Annotated in this window: 22 protein-coding genes; 10 read left to right on the forward strand and 12 right to left on the reverse strand. The window is 73.3% G+C overall.

From position 1 onward, the window contains the following. Positions 1-162 precede the first annotated feature (162 nt). Positions 163-663: a PaaI family thioesterase gene (locus ABT296_RS18550; RefSeq protein ID WP_351928505.1), complete on the reverse strand. Its 501-nt coding sequence runs from the start codon at positions 661-663 to the stop codon at positions 163-165. Positions 664-757: 94 nt separating this feature from the next. Here ABT296_RS18550 and ABT296_RS18555 point away from each other — a divergent pair, with 94 nt between their 5' ends. After that, a complete protein-coding gene (locus ABT296_RS18555) occupies positions 758-1,225 on the forward strand; it encodes a winged helix-turn-helix transcriptional regulator (protein WP_351928507.1) in 468 nt (155 codons plus the stop codon). A 113-nt stretch (positions 1,226-1,338) separates the two neighbouring features. Here ABT296_RS18555 and ABT296_RS18560 read toward each other — a convergent pair whose 3' ends face one another. Together ABT296_RS18560 and ABT296_RS18565 are read right to left on the reverse strand one after the other, a co-directional pair. Continuing rightward, positions 1,339-1,746: a hypothetical protein gene (locus tag ABT296_RS18560; protein WP_351928509.1), complete on the reverse strand. Its 408-nt coding sequence runs from the start codon at positions 1,744-1,746 to the stop codon at positions 1,339-1,341. Between the two features lie 222 nt (positions 1,747-1,968). Continuing rightward, positions 1,969-3,171 (reverse strand): erythromycin esterase family protein, encoded by a 1,203-nt coding sequence (locus ABT296_RS18565; protein ID WP_351928511.1) that lies wholly within the window; start codon positions 3,169-3,171, stop codon positions 1,969-1,971. A 69-nt stretch (positions 3,172-3,240) separates the two neighbouring features. On the opposite strand from ABT296_RS18565, the gene ABT296_RS18570 reads away from it, so the two are divergent. After that, entirely contained in the window at positions 3,241-3,960 is a 720-nt protein-coding gene (locus tag ABT296_RS18570) for a TioE family transcriptional regulator (protein ID WP_351928513.1), read from the forward strand. Positions 3,961-3,978: 18 nt separating this feature from the next. Here ABT296_RS18570 and ABT296_RS18575 read toward each other — a convergent pair whose 3' ends face one another. Both ABT296_RS18575 and ABT296_RS18580 read right to left on the reverse strand, forming a co-directional pair. Next, entirely contained in the window at positions 3,979-4,755 is a 777-nt protein-coding gene (locus ABT296_RS18575; RefSeq protein WP_351928515.1) for a hypothetical protein, read from the reverse strand. Between the two features lie 9 nt (positions 4,756-4,764). Further along, positions 4,765-5,385 carry a dihydrofolate reductase family protein gene (locus ABT296_RS18580; protein WP_351928517.1) on the reverse strand — a complete coding sequence of 207 codons (621 nt, stop codon included), beginning with the start codon at positions 5,383-5,385 and terminating at the stop codon, positions 4,765-4,767. Positions 5,386-5,546: 161 nt separating this feature from the next. Here ABT296_RS18580 and ABT296_RS18585 point away from each other — a divergent pair, with 161 nt between their 5' ends. Further along, complete coding sequence (locus ABT296_RS18585; protein ID WP_351928519.1) at positions 5,547-6,200, forward strand: TOPRIM nucleotidyl transferase/hydrolase domain-containing protein; 654 nt, start codon at positions 5,547-5,549, stop codon at positions 6,198-6,200. Between the two features lie 75 nt (positions 6,201-6,275). Here the strand turns inward: ABT296_RS18585 and ABT296_RS18590 are convergent, their stop codons facing one another. Together ABT296_RS18590 and ABT296_RS18595 are read right to left on the reverse strand one after the other, a co-directional pair. Beyond that, positions 6,276-6,647 carry a DUF6193 family natural product biosynthesis protein gene (locus ABT296_RS18590; RefSeq protein ID WP_351928521.1) on the reverse strand — a complete coding sequence of 124 codons (372 nt, stop codon included), beginning with the start codon at positions 6,645-6,647 and terminating at the stop codon, positions 6,276-6,278. Between the two features lie 46 nt (positions 6,648-6,693). Further along, positions 6,694-7,371 (reverse strand): alpha/beta fold hydrolase, encoded by a 678-nt coding sequence (locus ABT296_RS18595; protein WP_351928523.1) that lies wholly within the window; start codon positions 7,369-7,371, stop codon positions 6,694-6,696. 275 nt (positions 7,372-7,646) lie between these two features. On the opposite strand from ABT296_RS18595, the gene ABT296_RS18600 reads away from it, so the two are divergent. Both ABT296_RS18600 and ABT296_RS18605 read left to right on the forward strand, forming a co-directional pair. Beyond that, positions 7,647-8,231 carry a sigma-70 family RNA polymerase sigma factor gene (locus ABT296_RS18600; protein WP_351928525.1) on the forward strand — a complete coding sequence of 195 codons (585 nt, stop codon included), beginning with the start codon at positions 7,647-7,649 and terminating at the stop codon, positions 8,229-8,231. Beyond that, positions 8,228-8,980, forward strand: a complete 753-nt coding sequence (locus tag ABT296_RS18605; protein ID WP_351928527.1) for an anti-sigma factor — start codon at positions 8,228-8,230, stop codon at positions 8,978-8,980. The genes ABT296_RS18600 and ABT296_RS18605 overlap by 4 nt, the downstream gene beginning before the upstream one ends. Positions 8,981-9,616: 636 nt before the next feature. On the opposite strand, the gene ABT296_RS18610 is transcribed toward ABT296_RS18605, so the two are convergent. Further along, the gene (locus ABT296_RS18610; RefSeq protein ID WP_351928529.1) at positions 9,617-10,036 is read right to left on the reverse strand and encodes an ATP-binding protein; all 420 of its coding nucleotides are present in this window, start codon (positions 10,034-10,036) and stop codon (positions 9,617-9,619) included. 195 nt (positions 10,037-10,231) lie between these two features. On the opposite strand from ABT296_RS18610, the gene ABT296_RS18615 reads away from it, so the two are divergent. Then, on the forward strand, positions 10,232-11,830 hold the full coding sequence (locus tag ABT296_RS18615; protein WP_351928531.1) for a sulfite oxidase: 1,599 nt from the start codon (positions 10,232-10,234) through the stop codon (positions 11,828-11,830). A gap of 69 nt (positions 11,831-11,899) precedes the next feature. Further along, a complete protein-coding gene (locus tag ABT296_RS18620) occupies positions 11,900-12,556 on the forward strand; it encodes a fasciclin domain-containing protein (RefSeq protein ID WP_351928533.1) in 657 nt (218 codons plus the stop codon). A 67-nt stretch (positions 12,557-12,623) separates the two neighbouring features. Here the strand turns inward: ABT296_RS18620 and ABT296_RS18625 are convergent, their stop codons facing one another. Continuing rightward, positions 12,624-14,873, reverse strand: a complete 2,250-nt coding sequence (locus ABT296_RS18625) for a SpoIIE family protein phosphatase (RefSeq protein ID WP_351928535.1) — start codon at positions 14,871-14,873, stop codon at positions 12,624-12,626. 275 nt (positions 14,874-15,148) lie between these two features. On the opposite strand from ABT296_RS18625, the gene ABT296_RS18630 reads away from it, so the two are divergent. Next, entirely contained in the window at positions 15,149-15,391 is a 243-nt protein-coding gene (locus ABT296_RS18630) for a DUF5133 domain-containing protein (protein WP_351928536.1), read from the forward strand. 13 nt (positions 15,392-15,404) lie between these two features. On the opposite strand, the gene ABT296_RS18635 is transcribed toward ABT296_RS18630, so the two are convergent. The 3 genes from ABT296_RS18635 to modA all read right to left on the reverse strand — a co-directional run bounded on the left by ABT296_RS18635 (position 15,405) and on the right by modA (position 18,393). Continuing rightward, the gene (locus ABT296_RS18635; RefSeq protein ID WP_351928538.1) at positions 15,405-16,487 is read right to left on the reverse strand and encodes an ABC transporter ATP-binding protein; all 1,083 of its coding nucleotides are present in this window, start codon (positions 16,485-16,487) and stop codon (positions 15,405-15,407) included. 239 nt (positions 16,488-16,726) lie between these two features. Then, complete coding sequence (locus ABT296_RS18640) at positions 16,727-17,569, reverse strand: ABC transporter permease (RefSeq protein ID WP_502977279.1); 843 nt, start codon at positions 17,567-17,569, stop codon at positions 16,727-16,729. Further along, positions 17,566-18,393, reverse strand: a complete 828-nt coding sequence (gene modA / locus ABT296_RS18645) for a molybdate ABC transporter substrate-binding protein (protein ID WP_351928540.1) — start codon at positions 18,391-18,393, stop codon at positions 17,566-17,568. Before modA ends, ABT296_RS18640 begins: the two co-directional genes overlap by 4 nt. Before the next feature lie 191 nt (positions 18,394-18,584). Here modA and ABT296_RS18650 point away from each other — a divergent pair, with 191 nt between their 5' ends. After that, a complete protein-coding gene (locus ABT296_RS18650) occupies positions 18,585-19,088 on the forward strand; it encodes a molybdopterin-binding protein (protein ID WP_351928542.1) in 504 nt (167 codons plus the stop codon). A gap of 90 nt (positions 19,089-19,178) precedes the next feature. Further along, a complete protein-coding gene (locus tag ABT296_RS18655) occupies positions 19,179-19,832 on the forward strand; it encodes a DNA alkylation repair protein (RefSeq protein WP_351928574.1) in 654 nt (217 codons plus the stop codon). Positions 19,833-19,838: the final 6 nt, after the last annotated feature.

Here is a 19,838-nt window from a genome sequence, read left to right on the forward strand (position 1 = left end):
CGCGAAAAACTTGGCAAACACCCCGGAACGGAGCGAATACCTTTTACGGAGATCCATTCGACTGTGCGCGAGTTCAGGTGAACGACGTCACCCGCGCGTGGCGGAGTCGAACGAAGTCCCGGGCAGAGGTGCCCGGGACTTCGGAGGTACGGCGCTCCCCGGTCAGGGTGTCGGGGCGGGCACCGGGAAGATCATGCAGCTGCTGGTGGCGTGGGCGAGCAGCCGCCCCCGCTCGTCGAGCAGCCTGGCCTCGGCGAGGGCGGTCTGGCGCCCACGGCTGACGACGGTTCCGACGGCCCTGACCCGGCCGGTGTCCGCCGTGATCCGCTTGAGGAACTTCACGGTCAGGTCGAGCGAGGTGTAGCCCATCCCCGGCGGCAGCGTGGACTGCACGGCACACCCCGCGGCGGAGTCGAGGAGGGTGGCGTAGACGCCGCCGTGGACACTCCCGATCGGGTTGTAGTGCTCCTCGCCCGGGGTCATCGAGAAGACCGCGCCGCCCTCCTCGACCTCGTCGAGGGTGAAGTCGAGCGTCGCCGCGATGGGCGGCGTGGGCAGTCGTCCCGCGATCATCTCCCGCAGCAGCTCCAGGCCCGAGGCGCTCCCCACGGCGGTGGCGGTGATCGAGGGGTCTTCCCACTCGTACGTACGTGTCCGTCCCATGGTTCCGCGTTCCTCCCCGCTGGCTTCTCCGATCGAAGCTAGCTGGCCGTACGGCTGACTGTCAAAGAAAAAGCCAGCGCCCTAGCATGGGGGTATGGAGTGGCTTGAGATCAGCACGGAGAACTGTCCCGTCCAGCGCACGCTCGACCTGGTCGGCGAGAAGTGGACGCTGCTGATCCTGCGCGACGCCGTCAACGGCGTACGGCGGTTCGACGAGTTCCACCGGCACATCGGCCTGTCGGAGGCGGTGCTGAGCGATCGGCTCCGCAAGCTGACCGCGTCCGGCGTCCTGACGACCGTCCCCTACCGGGAGCCGGGCAGCCGCGCCCGGAACGAGTACCGGCTGACCCGCAAGGGCTGGGACCTGTGGCCCGTGCTCATCGCGCTCCGCCAGTGGGGCGAGACGCACGAACCGGACCCCGCGGGTCCGGTCCTGGACGTGCACCACGCCGAATGCGGCGGGCAGGTCCGGGTGGTCGTCGAGTGCGCCGAGGAGCACACGGCCCTCGCGCCCAGGGAGGTCTCGGCACGGCCGGGGCCGGGGGCGCGCCGGCTGACGTAGATCCGCGCGGGCCGGGACCCGGCCGCGTCGTCGATGACGAGACGGCCGGGTCGGTTCCGGGCAGGGCGGGGCCGGGCGGGGCCGGCTGGAGTGTGCCCGGCCCCGGGGTCCGGTCAAGCGGCGTCGAGGGCGCCGGTGATCTTGCGGGTCATGTCCGTGAGGACGGGGCCGGGCTCGCCCTTGCCGGCCTGGGCGGCGGCCTCGACCGCGACCAGGACGGTGGTGCGGAAGTTGCCGGCCTCCGTCGGCTCCTGCCGGTTGAGCAGGCTCATCGCCTCGGTCAGCGCGGGCAGCACCCGGTCGGCGAGTGCGGCCACGGACCGGCCGCCGAGGTCCTCGATCTTCGACTTCTCGGCGAGTACGTGCCCGATCGGGCCGGTCGCCGAGGCCAGGGCGATGGAGCCCCGGGTGGCCGCCTTGTGCGGCGAACCGGCCGCGTCGGCGGCGGCCATCAGCGAGACGGCGCCGTAGGCGGCGGTGCGCAGGGTCTTCTTCTCCTGGTCGGTCAGGGTGATCGTCATGATGTGCTGCTCCCTCTGTGTCGGCCGCCTTCCCCGGGGCCGGGGTCGGCGTCGGCTTCCTTATGACGCAGAGTTTGCGGCGGCCCGCTTTCACCGCGGCCACAGCCCGCTTTCAGCCGGCCGCCGGACCGGGCCGGGCACTGAAACCGGACGGCGGGCGCGGCGGCGGTGCCCCCTGCGGGGCTCCCTGACCCGGCATTCCTCGGGCCTCCTCGACGCCGCTCAGGCTTCCTCGACGTCCTTGACGAACACCAGGGCGTCGATCTCCCCCAAGTGGCCCGCGTCGAGCGGCGCGTAGCCGAACCAGGGGGACGTACGCGGCGCGGGCTGGGTGTCGGCGAGGGCGGTGACGAGGCGGGGCACGTCGAGGAGGCTGCGGTCCTCGGGGAGCGCGTACAGCAGCCCCTCCAGGGTGTCCGGCGGCGGGGTGTCCACGCCCTGGTGCCGGATCGTTCCGACGGCCGTCGCGACGAAGGCGTACTCCTGGCCGAGGCGGGCGCCGACCAGCGCCCCGGCGCTCCACCAGCGCACCGGGCCGGTGTCCATCCGCATGCTGCTCGCGCGCCGTTGGAGGTGGGCGTTGTGGGCGTGGACGAGGACCGGGCCGCGCTCGGCGAGGGCGAGGAGGTTCGCGGCCATCATCTGGTCGCGGACGCCCAGCAGCCGGGACATGCGGGCGGGTGAGGTGTCGGCCATCGCGTAGTGGTAGCGGAGCAGGCCGGTGGCCGTGCGGGCGTGGAGGCGGGCCCGGTGCCAGGTGGCGCGGGGGGCGGCGGTGAGCAGGCGGGGGGTCTGCTCGTCGAGGAGCGCGGTCAACTCGTCGGCCAGCAGGCGCAGTTCCCGTGCCTCGGGGGCCCGCCCGAACGAACGGGCCGGGTTCCTCATCGCGGCGGGCTCGGTCCAGCGGTCGTCGGGGCCGAGCAGGTCGTCGAGGGTCTCGGCGGTGCAGGGCAGCAGGTGGGCGTCCATGTGGTCGGCGAGGTAGCGGTGCAGGAGGGTGAGCGCCCGCCGGGGGCTCTCGGCGCCGGTGATCTCCAGCGGTCCGTCGAACCCGGCGAAGCGCAGCCGGTCGGAGGCGGGGCGGCCCTCGTTGAACTCCCGCATCCACGCGACGAGTTCACGGTTGCCCGCCCAGCCTGCCCAGCCGTGCCCGAACCCGCGCTCCATCGCCTCGTCGAGGCCGCCCCGGCCCGAGGTGACGTAGTCGTCCACGGCCGACGCCCGCAGGCAGTCGCTCTCGACCGCGATCGTCCGGTAGCCCTCCTCCTCGACGAGGTGCCGGAAGACGTCGTTGCGCAGGCGGAGCAGGGTGCCGTCGCCGTGCGTGGGCTCGCCCAGCGCGAGCAGCCGGGGGCGGGCGGGGAACAGTCGGATGAGAGCGGCCGCGTCGACGGCGCTCGCGGTGTCCTTGATGCCAGTAGCCATACCTTCGAAGCTATCGTTGAACCTTCGGTTGAAACTTTTGACGATACTTCCCCGCTGTACGTTGGGTCTATGGGGCAGAACCTTCAAAGCGGTGTGCGGCTCAGGCCGATCGATCTGGCGCGTGGGCACGGTCTGTCCGCCCAGGCGGTCAGGAACTACGAGGAGGAAGGCATCCTTCCGGCCGCCACCCGCACCCCCAACGGCTACCGCGTCTACTCCCCGCTGCACACCCGCGCCCTGGACGCGTTCCTCGCCCTGGTCCCCGGGCACGGACACCGGACGGCGGCCAAGGTCATGCGGGCCGTGAACCGGGGCGAGGCCGAGGCTGCGTTCCGGCTCATCGACGAGAGCCACGCACAGCTCCTGGAGGACCGCGGCACCCTCCGCGCGGTCGAGAACGCGCTGCGCGACCTGGGATCGGGCGCCCCCGAGCCCGGCGCCACGGGCGCCACCTTCATCGGGCCGCTCGCCCACCGGCTCGGCATCCGACCGGCGACCCTGCGCACCTGGGAGCAGGCCGGCCTCGTACGGCCCCGGCGCGACCCACGGACCGGCTATCGCGTCTACGACGACGCGGACGTACGCGACGCCCGGCTCACCCATCAACTCAGGCGAGGCGGCTACCCGTTGGAGCAGATCGCGCCGATCGTCGCACAGGTGCGGGCGGCCGGCGGGCTGGAGCCGCTGCGCTCCGCCCTGGAGGACTGGCACGCCCGCCTGGCGGCCCGCGCACGGTCGATGCTCAGCGGCGCGGCCGCACTCGACGCCTACCTGCGTATGCGCGACTGAGTACGCCAGGCAGGCCGGTCACCGCGACAGCGGGCGCACCCCGTCCTCGTCCGTCACCTCGTACAGGTCGATCCGCAGCAGCTCGCGCACCTCGGGCGGGACGCGTTCGGCGGCCTTCACCGACGACGACGGCACGACGAGCGCGTAACGGGTGTGCGGGTCCCGGCCCGTCATCCGGCGCAGCAGCTGCCCGTAGGCGATGTCGGCGTCGATGCCCTTCTCCCGGGTGCGGCCCTTGGCCTCGCAGATCAGCCGCTCCCGGCCCCGTACGGCTTCCAGGTCGGTCCAGCGGTCCGTGGGGTCGACGGGCGTCCAGCCCTCGGCGAGCAGCCAGGTCCGGAACGCGTCGGTGACACGGTCCTCGTCGCTGTCGCGGGCCAGCATCCCGCGCAGCGCGGCCAGGTCGGCGTCCTCGCTGCGGCGCAGCCGGCCACGTCCGTCGGCGTCGAGGTCGGCGGGGCGGACGACGACCAGGCGCAGCCCGTGTGCGGGGATCTCCGTGTCGCGCCGGGCGTCGTACAGGGCCCGCTGCTCGCCCCGGTGGACGCCGCTGACGGTCATCCGGTCCGGTTTGTCGAAGTGCGGCACCGGCTGGTCGTGCTGGATCTCGCGGTACTCGACGACGAGCCGGTGTCCCGGCCAGTAGGCGTCGACGGGCAGCCTGGCACGGCGTCCGCCCGTCCCGGGATCGCCCAGCAGCCAGTCGAACTTGTGCTGGGTGGAGGCGTTCTCGCCGAGAATCCGGTTGCACAGGGCGACGACGTACGCCTCGTCGCTGTCATCTCTCGTACCCATGGCTCCGCTTCAGGACAGGACCCGGTAAGTCACGTGCGTGACCAGGCCAGTGGCGCGTGCGTGCACCTGCTCCAGGTTCAGCGGCGGGACGCCGTCGAAGAGGCGGGTTCCGGCGCCGAGGGTGAACGGCGCGATGTGCAGGCGCAGTTCGTCGATGAGGCCGGCGGCGAGGTACTGGTTGACGGTGGTGGCGCCGCCCTGGACGGCGACATCGCCGCCGACCGCCGCCGCGTGGGCCTGCGCCAGGGCGGACTCGATGCCGTCGGTGACGAAGTGGAAGGTGGTTCCGCCTCCCATGGGCTGCGGCTCGCGCGCATGGTGGGTGAGGACGAACACCGGTGCGTGGAAGGGGGGTTCGTCGCCCCACCAGCCGTTCCAGGGGCGGTCCCAGTCGCCGCGCACCGGGCCGAACATGTTGCGGCCCATGATGTAGGTCTGGGCGGCGGCCATGCGCTCGATCTCGGGCCGGTTCTCGTCGGGCGCGTCGAACATCCAGGCGTGCAGTTTCTCGCCCGTGCCGTCGCCGCCGTCGTCGCCGAACGGCCGCTTCTCCGTCTGGTCGAGCCCGGCGGAGTATCCGTCGGCCGAGATGGTGAGGTCACTGGTGACCCGGCCCGGTTGCTGTCTCATGGTGTCCTCCTTCGTCCGGGACCCCATCATCTGCCTCGGCCCGGCTTCCCGGGGCGGGACATGCCCCCGCCGTCGATTCGCACATCGGGTCGTCGCACCGGGAAACACATGTGCGGGCGGGATCGCGGCCGTGCCACGATGAAGCCGGGAAGCGAGGTCCGGTGGACGAGTTGAGACGATTCCGCGTCGCGCTGACGGCCTGGGCGGCCGGCGGGGCGCAGGCGGCGACGGCCGCCGCGTCGGCGCGCGAACTGTCCGGCGGGGTGCGGACGATCGTCCTCGTCGAGGGGGCCAGCGACCAGGTCGCTCTCGAAGCCCTGGCCGCGCGACACGGCCGCGACCTCGGAGCGGAGGGTGTCGCCGTGGTGCCGCTGGGCGGCGCGACGAACATCGGGCACTTCCTCGACGTGTGCGGCCCCGCGGGGCTCGGACTTCCCCTCGCCGGACTCTGCGACATAGGCGAGGAGCGGCACTTCCGCCGCCATCTGGAACGCGTCGGCATCGGCGCCGGTCTCGAACGGGCGGACCTGGAGCCGCTCGGGTTCCAGGTGTGCGTCGCCGACCTGGAGGACGAGCTGATCCGCGCCCTCGGCGCGGAGGAGGTGCAGCAGGTGATCGAGGCGCAGGGCGAGTCGCGCCCGTTCCACACCTTCCGCGGCCAGCCGGCCCAGCGGGAGCGTCCCGTGGAGCACCAGCTGCGGCGGTTCATGGGCACGCACAGCGGCCGCAAGGCGCTCTACGCGCAGGCGCTCGTCGCGCACCTGGACCTCCGAGCCGTACCGGCACCGCTGCAACAGCTCCTCGCGCACGTGTGACCCACCCCGGCGGGGCAGCCGCGCGGGCAACGCACGACCCGCCGTCGGCCCCCGCCGGCGGCGGTGCCGGCCGGGTCAGCCCGCGGTCCCGCCGTCCCCGGGTCCGGCCGGGCCGAGGACCGCCGGACCGCAGCCCGGAGGCAGCCGGTCGGCGACCGCCGCCACCGCGGCTTCGACGCTGTGCACCTCGCCCACGTACTCGCTCCTGGACGGGCCCTCGATACGGAACCGGCCGCCCGGCTGGGGCCGGATGAACGGGATGTCCCAGGTCCACGGATCGTCGATACGGCGGCTGAAGTGCAGCTCGCCATGGCCGGACCAGGGGAAGAGCTGCCGGAGCCGGGGCTCCGCGTGGGCGGCGCGCACCAGCGCGGTGTCGACGTAGGGGGCGGCGAGCAGCGTCCGCCACTTGGCCTCGACCCTGTCCTCGGCTTCACGGTCCGTCATGATCGGCAGTCTCGCACCGGGCGGCAGCACGGGACCAGGGGCGGGCTCAGGGAGCCGTCGGGCGGGACGGGAGCAGGGCGAGGGTGATCTCGGTCGCGCTGCGGTGCCACACGCCGCTGCGGCGGAGCATCGCGTGGTCGCCGTCCGCCATGGTGACGAAGTCCGCGCGCGCCCCGGCCTCGCGGGCGCGGCGCACGAAGGCGGCGGAGGCGTGCGGGTCGGTGACCCGGTCGCGGTCGCCGTGGAGCACGGTGACGTCCTTGTCCCGCAGATGGGCCACCGGTTCGCCCTCGGGGCACCAGGGCGCCAGCGCCAGCACAGCCCGGACCTGCGGGGCCCGCGCGGCACTCAGCGCGGTGCGGCCGCCCATGGAGTGGCCGACGAGGACGACCGGTACGTCCCCGGCGAGGCCGCGGAGTTCCTCCAGCGCGCGCCGGGTGTCGTGCAGGGGGTCGGCGTCGGCACCGTTCCAGCCTCGGACGCGGTAGCGGACCTCGCCGAGCAGGACGTCCTCCGCGCGCAGGGCCGAGACCGCGGCGCGCACGAAGGGCCGCATGCGCAGGGGCGCCGGGTGCCACGGCCTCGACGGGGCCCTGCTGTCCGCCCGTCCGCCGTGCAGGAACAGCACGGCGGCGCGCGGCACACCCGGCACGCGGCGCGTGACCAGCGCGGGGCGGGCCGTGCCGGACGTACCGGGAACGCTCTCTTCCACATGCCGCGTCATGCGTGCTCCTCGTCCGGTGCGGAATCCGGCGCGGCGTCCCGTGCGGAATCCGATACGGCGTCCCGTGCGTAATCCGTGCGGGAGTCCCGTGCGGTGCGCCCCCGTACCGGTGATGCGTGGCCGCCCGGCCGCCGGATCGGTCGGGTAACCGTACCGGGCGTGACCCATGGCCGGACCGTCGGGCCCCACCTGCGATTTCATCCTCACCGAGACCAATCCGCAGCAGGTCGGGGACCGGATTACGTCCGGAGCAGTCCCGACCACGGAGGACCCCCGTGCAAGAAGCGGTACATATCGGCAGAAACCCTTCCGCCGAACCCGACCTGCAACAGCTCGTGGGCCGTGTGGCCCTCGGGGACGAGCGGGCGTTCGCCTCGGTGTACGACGCCGTGGCGGGTTCGGTACTGGGAGTGGTGCGCGCCGTGCTGCGCGACCAGGCCCAGTCCGAGGAGGTGACCCAGGAGGTCCTGGTGGAGGTCTGGCGCACCGCGCCCCGCTACCGCCCCGACCGGGGTACGGCGATCAACTGGATCCTCACCCTGGCGCACCGCCGTGCCGTGGACCGGGTCAGGTCCGTGGAGGCGGCGGCCGCCCGGGACCACAGGGCGGCCCTGCTGGAGCGGACACCGGAGTACGACGAGGTGACCGAGCAGGTGGAGGCACGTCTGGAGCGGGAGCAGGTGCGGCGCTGTCTGCGCACCCTGACCGAGATCCAGCGGCAGGCGGTCACGCTGGCCTACTACCGCGGGCTGACCTACCGCCAGGCGGCGGAGGCACTGGCGCTTCCGCTGGGCACCGTCAAGACCCGACTGCGCGACGGACTCATCCGGCTGCGCGACTGCCTGGGGGTGACCGCGTGATCAGCGCAGATCTGCACACCATGACCGGCGCCTACGCCCTGCACGCGCTGTCCGACGAGGAGCGCGAGGCGTTCGAGCGCCATCTGCCGGGCTGCGAGGCGTGCGCGCAGGAGACCGCCGAGCTGTCGGCCACCGCCGCCCGGCTGGGTCTGGCCGTCTGTGTGACGCCCCGCCCGGAGCTGCGGGAGCGGGTGCTGCGCCGGGTCACCGGCGTACGCCAGGAGGCGCCCGGCGGCCCGCCGTCGCTCCGTTCGGGCCGTACGGTCCCTCGGGCCCGCCCGCTGTCCCGGTGGGCGCTGGCCGCCTGTCTGGCCGCCGCGGCCGCGTTCGGCGGTACGGCGGTGTGGCAGCACCAGCGTGCCGAGGACGCCGTGGAGCAGGCTCGGCAGGCCGAGCAGGGGGCGGACGCGATCGCCGCGGTGCTGTCGGCGCCGGACGCCCGGACCCGGGCCGCCGAGCTGGCCGACGGGGCCACCGGGACCGTCGTCGTCTCCCGCGGCCGGGACAAGGCCGTTTTCCTGGCCTCCGGGATGGCGTCCCCGCCCGAGGGCAGGGTGTACCAGCTGTGGTTCGACGACGGCGGCACGATGCGGCCGGCCGGGCTGATGGACCCCGGCCGCACCGACCAGGCCGTCCTGCTGGAGGGACCGGTCGACGGCGCCTCGGGCATGGGCGTCACCGTGGAGCCGGCGGGCGGCTCGAAGCAGCCCACGTCCGCACCCCTGGCCCGGATGCCCCTGCCCGCCTGATCCGGGCGGCTCGTCCCGGCGGGGCCCTCTCCCGAAGCCCCCGCCGGGGCGGAACGGTGGGGGCGGCCTCCCGGGCTGGACGGCGGAGCATTCCGCCCGGGGGGCCTGCCGTCAGGGTCCACCCGTGCGGGCCGGTCTCGGACCCGGCCGCCCGGCCGCCACCCCCGCAGAAGGCGAAACGGATGGGTCGCGGGGTGGTCCAGAGCGATCGTGGCGCCGCAGGACCAGACCGCGACCGGGGGCATGAAGTAGGTGCGGAAGTACGGACAGGCCGGCGGTTCCGCGGGCACCGGCCTGCTCCGGTCCGCAGCTCGTCTGCGACTTCTGGGGGGAGACGCCGAGTTCGTCGAAGAGGCGCGGCAGGTGCGGGTTGGCGCGCCGGTTGTGCACGATCCGGGAGTCGACGCAGTGGCGGGCCGCCCCGTCGGAGGTGGCGAGGTGGTGGGTGTTGCCGCCGAGTTGGTGCCGAGCAGGTCGTCGGCCTCGTAGAGGTTGATGTGGTGGGCCCGGCCGATCACGCACGCCGTCGTCGGCCCGGCCACGCCGGGAGCGGATCGGCGGCCCGGCGGGGATCTTCCCGGGACGGCGGGCGGAGGGACCCGCCCCGGCCCCGCGGGGGACCTCACCGGGCGGTGTTCACCGGCTCGCCGCGCCGGGCAGCTCGGCCCAGACCGTGTGGCCCCGGCCGAGGGGCCGGTCGCCCCAGCCGACGCAGAGGGCGTCGACGAGGAGGAGCCCGCGGCCTCCCCCGCACAGGTCGGCGGAGGGGTGCCGCCACCTGGCCCGTACGAGATCGGTGTCGAAGGCCGGGCCGCTGTCGGTGACCTCGATCCGCAGGCGCTGGTCGCCGGACCGGCCGCCGCGGAGGGTGAGCGCGAGCCGTACCGGCGGCATGCCGTGCAGACGGGCGTTGGTGAGCAGCTCACTGGTGACGAGGGCGGCATCGTCGGCGATGTCGGTCCGTCCCCACTGGACGAGCTGGTCGCGCACATCCCCGCGTACCCGGCTCAGGCAGGTCGTTGGCAGGCCGAGGACGCTGCCGTACGAGCGTCGCATAACGCATCAGCCCCTTCCGCTCTCACTGGTGATTCGTCGCGAGCACCGGGATCGGATGGCCTGCGGGGGCGGTGTTTTTCGTTTGTCGCGGCTTTTCATTCGTCGCGGAGGCCGGCGCGGATGGGTCGGAAACCGAATTCCGTCCGTTCGAGTGATCGACCAATCCGGGCCGGGGGGCGGTCCCGGATTCCCCCCGTGACGGACGACGAGAAGCATCCACGGAATTCCCGGAGTTGGGCGAGGCCGGCGCTGGGCGCGCTCAGCGGCGCGCTGGCGGGATTCACGGCGCTCGCCGTCGCCGAGCTGGTGTCGGCGGGGGTACGCCCGCAGGCGGGTCCGGTGGTGGCCGTCGGCGGTGCGGCGATCGACCGCACACCCGCCGCGGTGAAGGACTGGGCGATCCGCAACTTCGGCACCGACGACAAACTGGTCCTGCAGCTCGGGATCCTCGCCGTGCTGGCGCTCCTCGCGCTCGGTCTGGGAGTTCTCGCCCTGCGCCACCGGCGGGCGGGTTCCGCCGGTGTGCTCCTCTTCGGCGCGGTGGGAGCGCTGGCCGCGACCGGGCGGCCGGACTCGCCGGGGCTCTCGGACGCGCTGCCCTCGGCGGTCGGAGCGCTGGTGGGAGCGGCGGTGCTGTTCCTTCTCGTCGGCCGCCTCGGCCCGCGCGGGTCGGCGTCGGGCGGGCCGGCGGTGCCGGACGCGGGCTGGGACCGGCGCGGGTTCGTGAGGGCGGCGGGTGCGGTGGCCGTCGCCTCGGCGGGCGCGGGGGCGCTCGGCCGGGCCCTGACGGGGGCCGGCGGCCGGGAGGCGGCCGCCTCCCGCGCGGACCTCGTCCTCCCGGCGCCGGAATCGCCCGCGCCCGCCGTACCCAGGGGCGCGCGGCCGCGGATCGCCGGGATCAGCCCCTTCACGACGCCGAACGACGACTTCTACCGGGTGGACACCGCGCTGGTGGTCCCCAAGGTGGACGTCGACGGCTGGCGGCTGCGCATCCACGGCCGGGGGGTCACCCGCCCGGTCACGCTCTCCTACGACGACCTGCTCCGGCGCGAGCCCGTCGAACGCGACATCACGCTGACCTGCGTCTCGAACGAGGTGGGCGGCCCCTACGTCGGCAACGCCCGCTGGCTCGGCGTACGCCTGGCCGATCTGCTGGCCGAGTGCGGGGTCCGGCCCCCGTCCGAGCGGGGTCCCGCCGATCAGCTGGTGGCCCGTTCCGTGGACGGGATGACCATCGGCACCCCGGTCGAGGAGGTGATGGACGGCCGCGACGCCCTGCTCGCCTACGGCATGAACGGCGAGCCGCTGCCCTTCGAGCACGGCTTCCCGGTCCGCATGGTGGTGCCGGGGCTGTACGGCTACGTCTCGGCCTGCAAGTGGGTCGAGGACATCGAACTCACCACGTTCGACGCCTACGACGCCTACTGGGTCAGGCGCTCCTGGGCGCGCCGGGCGCCGGTCAAGACGCAGTCCCGCATCGACACGCCCAGGCCGTTCGCCCGCCCCTCCGCCGGCACGGTGATGGTCGCCGGAGTCGCCTGGGCGCAGCACCGCGGCATCGACAAGGTCGAGGTGCGCGTCGACGACGGCCCCTGGCAGGAGGCCCGGCTCGCGGCCGAGGCATCCCTGGACACCTGGCGCCAGTGGTCGTTCCCCTGGCAGGCCACCAGGGGCAGCCACACCCTCACCGTGCGCGCCACCGACCGCGACGGGGCGGTCCAGACCGCCCGGCGGGCCCGCACGGTCCCCGACGGGGCCACCGGCCGGCACTCGGTGGTGGTCTCCGTGGACTGAACCCCCCGAAAGCCACTTTCCCCGCACAGCCCCGCAGCGCTCGCTGCGTCAACCAACAGGAGAAACACGATGAACACCCGTATCCGCCGTATCGCGATGACCGTGTCCGTGGCCGCCGTTCTTCCCCTGGCGCTGAGTGCCTGCTCGGACGACGGCGGCGACTCCGCCGGGTCGGGATCCGCCGCCGAGGCGACGGCGTCGGCGACCGCGTCGGACGACAGCATGGCCGGGTCCAGTGCCTCCCCGGCGGACGAGCCCTTCGGCCCGGCCTGTTCCTCGGTGCCCAAGGACGGTGCCGGCTCGTTCGACGGCATGGCCGAGGACCCGGTGGCCACCGCGGCTTCCAACAACCCCGCTCTGTCCACCCTGGTGACGGCGGTCAAGAAGGCCGGTCTGGTCGACACCCTCAACAACGCGCAGGACATCACCGTGTTCGCGCCGACCAACGACGCCTTCGCGAAGATCCCCAAGGAGACCCTGGACGCGGTACTCAACGACAAGGCCCAGCTCACCAAGATCCTCACCTACCACGTGGTGGGCCAGAAGCTGGCCCCCGCGGACCTGGAGAAGGGCACGTTCGAGACCTTGGAGAAGTCGGAGCTGACCACCTCGGGCTCCGGCGAGTCCTACACGGTCAACGACTCCTCGAAGGTGGTCTGCGGCAATGTGAAGACCGCCAACGCCAACGTGTACATCGTCGACACCGTGCTGATGCCCGAGAGCTGACGGAACCCCCGCTGCCGGGCGCCGTCACCGTGGTGCCCGGCGGCGGGTCGCGCCGTCTGCGCGTCGCTCAGAGCTTCAGGGTGAACCAGATCGTCTTGCCCTCGTCCGTGGGGCGGACGCCCCAGCTGTGGGTGAGGGTCTGGACGAGGATCAGTCCGCGTCCGGATTCCTCGTCCTCGCCGGCCGGGCGGGGCTTGGGGAGCTGGGAGCTGCGGTCGCTCACCTCGACCGTGAGATCGGTGTCGGTGCGGTGCAGCCGTACGCCGATGGGGCCCTGGGCGTGCTGGACGGCGTTGGTGAGCACCTCGGAGAGCAGCAGCCGGGCGTCGTCGGCGGTGTCGGTGCAGCCCCACGAGGAGAGAGCCTTGCCGAGGAAGGCGCGGCCCTCGTGCACCGCGGTCGGGACGGCGGGCAGATGGGTGGTGACGCTGGCGAGCGGAGCCGCGGGCAACTGGGTGAGCAGGAGCGTCACATCGTCGTTGTGGCCGTCGGCGTCCGGCAGCAGCGCGGCCAGCACATGGTCGGCGACGGCCTCCAGGCCGGGCGCCTCGGCGCCGAACAGGCCGTAGAGGACGGTGGTCAGCGCGGTGAGCTGGTCGCCGATGTCGCTGCCCGGTGTCTCGACGAGCCCGTCGGTGTAGAGGACGAGCGTGGCCCCGGGCGGGATCGTCGACTGGGACTGCTGGAACAGCACCCCTCCCACGCCGAGGGGGGTGTTGACGGGCGCCGGGAGGCTGCGCACGCCCTGCCCCGGGGTGGCTATGAGGATGGGGAGGTGTCCGGCGGAGCAGACGGTGACCTCGCCGTCGTCGGCCGCGATCACCAGGTAGCAGCAGGTGACGAGCTGGTCGGGTACGTCCAGGTCGGCGACGCAGCTGTCCAGCGCCTGCATGAGCTGGCGGGGCTGCATACCGGTCTTGGCCAGGGCGTGCGCGGCGGAGCGCAGCTGGCCCATGACGGCCGCCGCCTCCAGGCCGCGGCCCATGACGTCGCCGATGAGCACGCCGACCCGGCCGGCACCGAGCGGGATGAGGTCGAACCAGTCGCCGCCGACCCCGGCGCCCTGGGTGGCGGGCCGGTAGCGGCTCGCGGTGACCAGTCCGGGCACCGCGGGCGGTGTGCCCATCAGGCTGCGCTGAAGGGTGAGCGCGACATGCCGCTGCTGTTCGTAGAGTGCGGTCAGCTCCGCCTCGGCGCGCTTGCGGTCGCTGATGTCCCGCACGATGGCGCAGGCGCCGATCACGGTGCCGTCCGGCGCGTGGGTGGGCCAGAGGGTGACGTCCACGTCGAGCAGCTGGCCGGCCTTGGTCCGGCGCAGCGTCTCGAAGTGCTCGACCTTCTCGCCCTGGCGGAGCCGTTCGAGCAGGAGGTCGATCTCGGCGGCGTGCCCGGAGGGTGCGAGCAGGCCGACGCGGTGGCCCTTGACCTCGTGGGCGGTGTAGCCGTACAGCCGCGCGGCGGCGGCGTTCCAGTAGGTGATGTGCCCGTCGAGGGTCACGGCGAGGATGGCGTCCTGGGACGATTCGACGAACGCGGCGAGTTCGTTGATCCGGGCCTCGGCGGCCTTGCGTTCGCTGACGTCCCGCACGGCGGCCGAGACGAGCAGTCCGTCGGCGGTCTCCAGGGGGCTGAGGCTGATCTCGACGGGGAACTCGGTGCCGTCCTTGCGCAGCCCGTGCAGTTGCAGCCCGGCGCCCATCGGGCGCACCTGGCGGGCGCCGGCGTAGTCGGCGCGGTGCAGGGAGTGGTGGGCGCGGAAGCGGCCGGGGATCAGCATCTCGACCGGGCGGCCCAGCAGTTCGTCGCGGCGGTGGCCGAAGAGGGTCTCCGTCTGGGCGTTGACGAGCTTGATGGTCCCGGTGTCGTCGACGATCACCATCGCGTCCGGCGCCGCCTCCAGCAGCCCCCGGAACCGCTCCTCGGCGGCCTTGCGCTCGCTGACGTCCCGTACCGCGGCCGAGACGAAGAGCCCCTCCGCGGTCTCCAGGGGGCTGAGGCTGATCTCGACGGGGAACTCGGTGCCGTCCTTGCGCAGCCCGTACAGGTCCAGCCCGGCGCCCATCGGGCGCACCTGGCGGGTGTCGGAGTAGCCGGAGCGGTGCAGCGCGTGGTACGCGCGGAAGCGGTCCGGGACGAGTATCTCCACCGGGCGGCCCAGCAGTTCGTCGCGCCGGTAGCCGAAGAGGGTCTCCGTCTGGACGTTGACGAGGTTGATGATGCCCGCGTCGTCGACGATCACCATCGCGTCCGGCGCCGCGTCCAGCAGTCCCCGGAACCGTTCCTCGGTGGGGAGTGCCGCTTCGGCTCGACCGTCCATGCCCGCCCCCGGAATTCACCATCGGCAACTTTGCTCGGCCCATCTCAGCGCACCGGCCGCCCATGTACTCCCATATGTCCGTTACTGGCCGTACGTGAGCCGATCTTGTCCGTCGGCGGAACGTTTCCCGCCAGGCCGTGGACGTGCCTGGACCCGCCGTTCGATTCCGGCCAACCCTCGTTCGTCCCGGCGGGTCGCCAGGCATGCGCACGGCCTGGCGGGGCACCTGCGTCGGTGAGTGACGGCAGCGAACAGTGACGACCAGGAGGCTCTCCGTGCTGATGGCACATCCCGCGGTGCTGAGGAATCTGATCGAGCAGTACGAGGCCCTGAGTGCGCTGGACGCCGGGGCCGGTGGCCCGGAGGTGCGCAGGCGCATGGACGACGTGGCGTACACCCTGTGCGTGTCCACGGGGACCCGTGACATCGACTCCGCGCTGGTGGCCGCCCGGCACCGGCTGCCCGGCGCGCGTCCCGAGGACGACTCGCTGCTGACCGCGCCCGCGGCCGGCGCCTGAGCGGGCGCACGGCTCAGGCGGGATAGGCGTGGGTCTGCGCCGCCTTGACCGTCGCCCAGACCTCGGCACCCGGATGGAGGTCGAGTTCGGCGGCGGCGATGGTGGTCAGGTCTGCGGCCAGCGGGAGTTCGCCGCCGAGGGCGGCGCGGATCTGGTCGCCATGGGTCTCCAGGCCGGTCACCTCGCAGCGCCACAGGTTGCGGGCGCTGGACCCGGTGGGGCGTTCGCGGTGGAGGGTGACGGCGCTCGGCGCGAAGGCCACAAAGACCGGGCCGGTCAGCTCCTCGGTGGTGGTGATCACCGGCCCGCCGCCGACCCGGACGGCGTGACCGTCCGCCTCGCCCCGGTAGAGGTTCAGTCCGACCAGGTGGGCGATGTAGTCGGTGCGGGGACGGCGGGCGATGCCGGAGGGCGTGCCCTCCTGGACGCTGCGGCCGTCCTCGATCACCACCAGGTGGTCGGCGAGGACCATGGCGTCGAGCGGGTCGTGGGTGACGAGCACGGCGACCGCCTCGAAGTCGGCCAGGTGGTGGCGGAGCTGGGCACGCACTTCGAGGCGGGTGCGGGCGTCGAGGGCGGCGAGCGGCTCGTCGAGGAGCAGCAGGCGCGGGTGGGTGGCGAGCGCGCGGGCGAGGGCGACGCGCTGCGCCTGCCCGCCGGAGAGCCGGCGGGGCCTGCTCGCGGCGTGCTCGGCCAGCCCCATGCGGTCCAGCCAGCGGGCGGCCTGGGCGCGGGCCTCGGCGCGGCCCGCTCCGTGACAGCGCGGTCCGAAGGCCACGTTGTCCAGGGCCGACAGGTGCGGGAAGAGCAGGTAGTCCTGGAAGACGACGCCGACCGGGCGGGACTCGGGAGGCAACTCCTCCAGGTCGATGCCGTCCAGGCGCAGGTGCCCGTCGGACAGCGGTACGAGACCGGCCAGCGCGCGCAGCGCGGTCGTCTTGCCCGCGCCGTTGGGGCCGAGCAGGGCGACGACGTCGCCGGGGGCGGCGCGCAGGGACACGTCGAGGCGGAAGGAGCCGCGCTCGACGACGAGCCGGGCGTCGAGTCCCTCACCGCCCGGGGCGGGGGAGGCGACGGGTCTCTCGGTGGCGGTCATGTCGTCCCCGTGGCTGTGGTTGGTCGTGTCTTCGCGGTGGCTGTCGTTGGTCGTGTCGTCGCGGTGGCGGTCATCGGTCGTGCCTCATGACGTCCCGACGGCGGTCGTGAGTCGTGTCGTTCGGGAACAGGCCACGCCCCATGTCCTCCCGGAACGGGCCAGGACTCGCGCCGTCCCGGAGTCGGCCAGGGCTCGTACCGTCCCGGAGTCGGTCCAGGGCCGTGCCGTCCCGGTCTGCGTCATGACGCCGTCATCCAGCGGTCGCGCAGGCACGCCAGCACCGCGACGGACACGGCGAGCAGGACCAGACTGAGGGCGATGGCCGCCTCCGGGTCGCTCTGCAGGGCGAGGTACACCGCGAGCGGCATCGTCTGGGTACGGCCGGGGAAGTTGCCGGCGAAGGTGATGGTCGCGCCGAACTCCCCCAGGGCCCGCGCCCAGGCGAGGACGGCGCCGGCCGCGACCCCGGGTGCGATCAGTGGCAGGGTGACCCGGCGGAACGCGGTGAAACGGGAGGCGCCCAGCGTCATGGCGGCCTCCTCGTAGCGCGGGTCCGCGGCGCGCAGTGTGCCCTCCACGCTGATGACGAGGAAGGGCATGGCCACGAACGCCTCCGCCACGACCACCCCGGCCGTGGTGAAGGGCAGGGTGATCCCGAACCAGGCGTCGAGCCACTGCCCCACGACCCCGTTGCGGCCGAGCGCCATCAGCAGCGCCACGCCCCCGACCACGGGCGGCAGGACCAGCGGGAGGGTGACCAGCGCGCGCAGGAGGCCGCGGCCCGGGAACTCGACCCGGGCCAGCAGCCAGGCCAGCGGCACCCCGAGGACCAGGCTGACCCCGGTCGCCGCCGTGGCGCAGACCAGGGAGAGCTGGAGCGCCTGCCACACCTCGGTGCTGGTCAGCAGCTCGGGCATGCTGCTCCAGGGGGCCCGGATCAGCAGCGCTACGAGGGGGACGACCAGGAAGGCGAGCCCGATCAGCGCGGGCAGCAGCAGGGGGAGCGGCACGGACCCGCGGCGCGCGGCGCGGCGGCGGGTGCCGCGGGCGGTCCTGCCCGGCGCCGGTGAGGGGAGGGTCACGGTGCGAGGAATCCGGCCTCGGTCAGGACCTGCCGTCCCTCGGCGGACCGGACGAGCGCGATGAACGCCTCGGCGGCCTCGGTGTTCCGCGACTCCTTGAGCAGGGTGATCGGGTAGTCGTTGACGGCATCGGCGGACTCGGGGAACTCCACGCCCTCCACCTTGTCACCGGCGGCCTTCACATCGGTCTTGTACACGACGGCGGCGTCGGCCTCCTTGAGCACCACCTTGTTGAGGGCGGACTTGACGTCCTCCTCGTAGGAGACCGGGGTGAGCTTCAGCTCGCTCGCGTCCAGGACCTTCTGCGCGGCGGCACCGCACGGCACCGCCTCGTCGCACAGCACGACCTTCAGGCCCGCGCCGGTGAGGTCCTTCAGGGAGGCGATCCTGTCGGGGTTGCCCGGCAGGGTGGCGATCTCCAGTTCGTTGCGGACGAAGGTGACGGGGGTGCCCGCTGCGTCCCCCGCGTCCGTGACGATCTTCATGGTCTTGGGGCTGGCCGAGGCGAACACGTCGGCGGGGGCGCCGCCGGTGATGCTCGCGGCGAGCGCGTCGCTGCCCCCGAAGCTGAAGGTGACCTCGGTGCCGGGGTGTTCCTCCTCGAACCGTTCGCCCAGCGTCTCGAAGCTCTCCTTGAGGGAGGCGGCGGCGAAGACGGTCACCTCGCCGGACAGCTCCCCCGACGCGGCGTCCGACGCAGGGGCGGATGAGTCGGCGGCGTCGGAGGAGTCGGACGACGAGCACGCGCCCAGGGCCAGCACCGCCGCGGCGCCTGCCCCGGCCACCTGCAGGGTCCGACGTGTCCGGCGCATGGAACGGGTCATCACGGGTCCACTCCCTCTGGTCCTCGGCCTCCGGTCCTCAACGGACTCGGCCTGTGACGATGATAATGCCGCAGCTGCAAGGCAAAACACCCTTATCGCATCGCATGATCTGCTGATGAAAACCTCTACCCTCGCATGTGCGTTTGTACGGGGCGTCTCTTCGGGTACGGTCACCGGGGAGGTGACAGCCCGTGAGCCAGTCCCTTGAGGCCGCCCCGGCGGCGAGCGGCGCGGCGGCGGAACTCGTCCTGGTCGGCGATCTGCGCCGTCCCGCCCGGCTGAGGGTGCCCGATCTGCCGGCCTGGCCGCAGCACCGGGCGGAGGTCGACTTCGAGTGCGCCTCCAGCGGCGTCCGCCGCCACACCTTCACGGGTGCGCTCCTGCACGACGTGCTCATGGACGCCCGTCCGCGCTTCGACCCCGCCCGCCGCAAGGACCGCCTGCGCTTCCTGATCGCCGTACACGGCTCCGACGGCCACCACGCGCTGCTGTCCTGGGCGGAGATCGACCCCGACTTCGGCCGGGCGCCCGTACTGCTCGGGGCCACCCTGGACCACACCTCGCTCGACCCCGCCGGAGCCCAGCTCGTCCTGCCGCAGGACCGCTGTGGCGTCCGGTACGTCAGCGGCATCCGTTCGATCCGGGTGGACGGTGGATACAGCGCCTGGGAATCGCGGCCGCCCGGTCCGGCGTAGGGTGTTGCGCGCGTTGCGGGAACGCGTGAGCGACGACAGGAGGCCGTGGTGGCCGGAACCAAGCCCACCGGGACGACGGTCGCCGAGGTGATGGCCGAGCTGGCCGCGCTGGAGGATCCGAAGGCCCGCGCGGTGAACGAGCGGCACGGCGACGACCACGGCGTGAACCTGGGCAAGCTGCGCGCCGTCGCCAAGCGGCTGAAGACGCAGCAGGAACTGGCCCTCGGGCTCTGGAGGACCGGCGACACCGCGGCCCGGCTGCTGGCGCTGCTGATCTGCCGGCCCAGGGCGTTCGAGCGGGACGATCTGGACGGCATGCTGCGGGAGGCCCGCGCGCCCAAGGTGCACGACTGGCTCGTGAACTACGTGGTGAAGAAGAGCCCGCACGCCGAGGAGCTGCGGGTGGCGTGGACGGCCGATCCGGACCCAGTGGTAGCGAGCGCCGGCTGGGCGCTGACCACGGAGCGGGTGGCGAAGAAGCCCGAGGGCCTGGACCTGCCCGGGCTGCTAGACGTCGTCGAGGCGGAGATGAGGGACGCTCCGGACCGGCTGCAGTGGGCGATGAACCACTGTCTGGCGCAGATCGGCATCGAGCACGCCGGGCACCGGGCCCGCGCCCTGGACATCGGGGAGCGCCTGGAGGTGCTCAAGGACTACCCGACCCCCAAGGGCTGCACCTCCCCCTTCGCGCCGGACTGGATCAACGAGATGGTGCGCCGCAAGGGCGAGCAGCCGGCCGCCTGAGCGGAC

It is taken from the genome of Streptomyces sp. NPDC000983 (assembly GCF_040299205.1).
Taxonomy (GTDB): domain Bacteria; phylum Actinomycetota; class Actinomycetes; order Streptomycetales; family Streptomycetaceae; genus Streptomyces.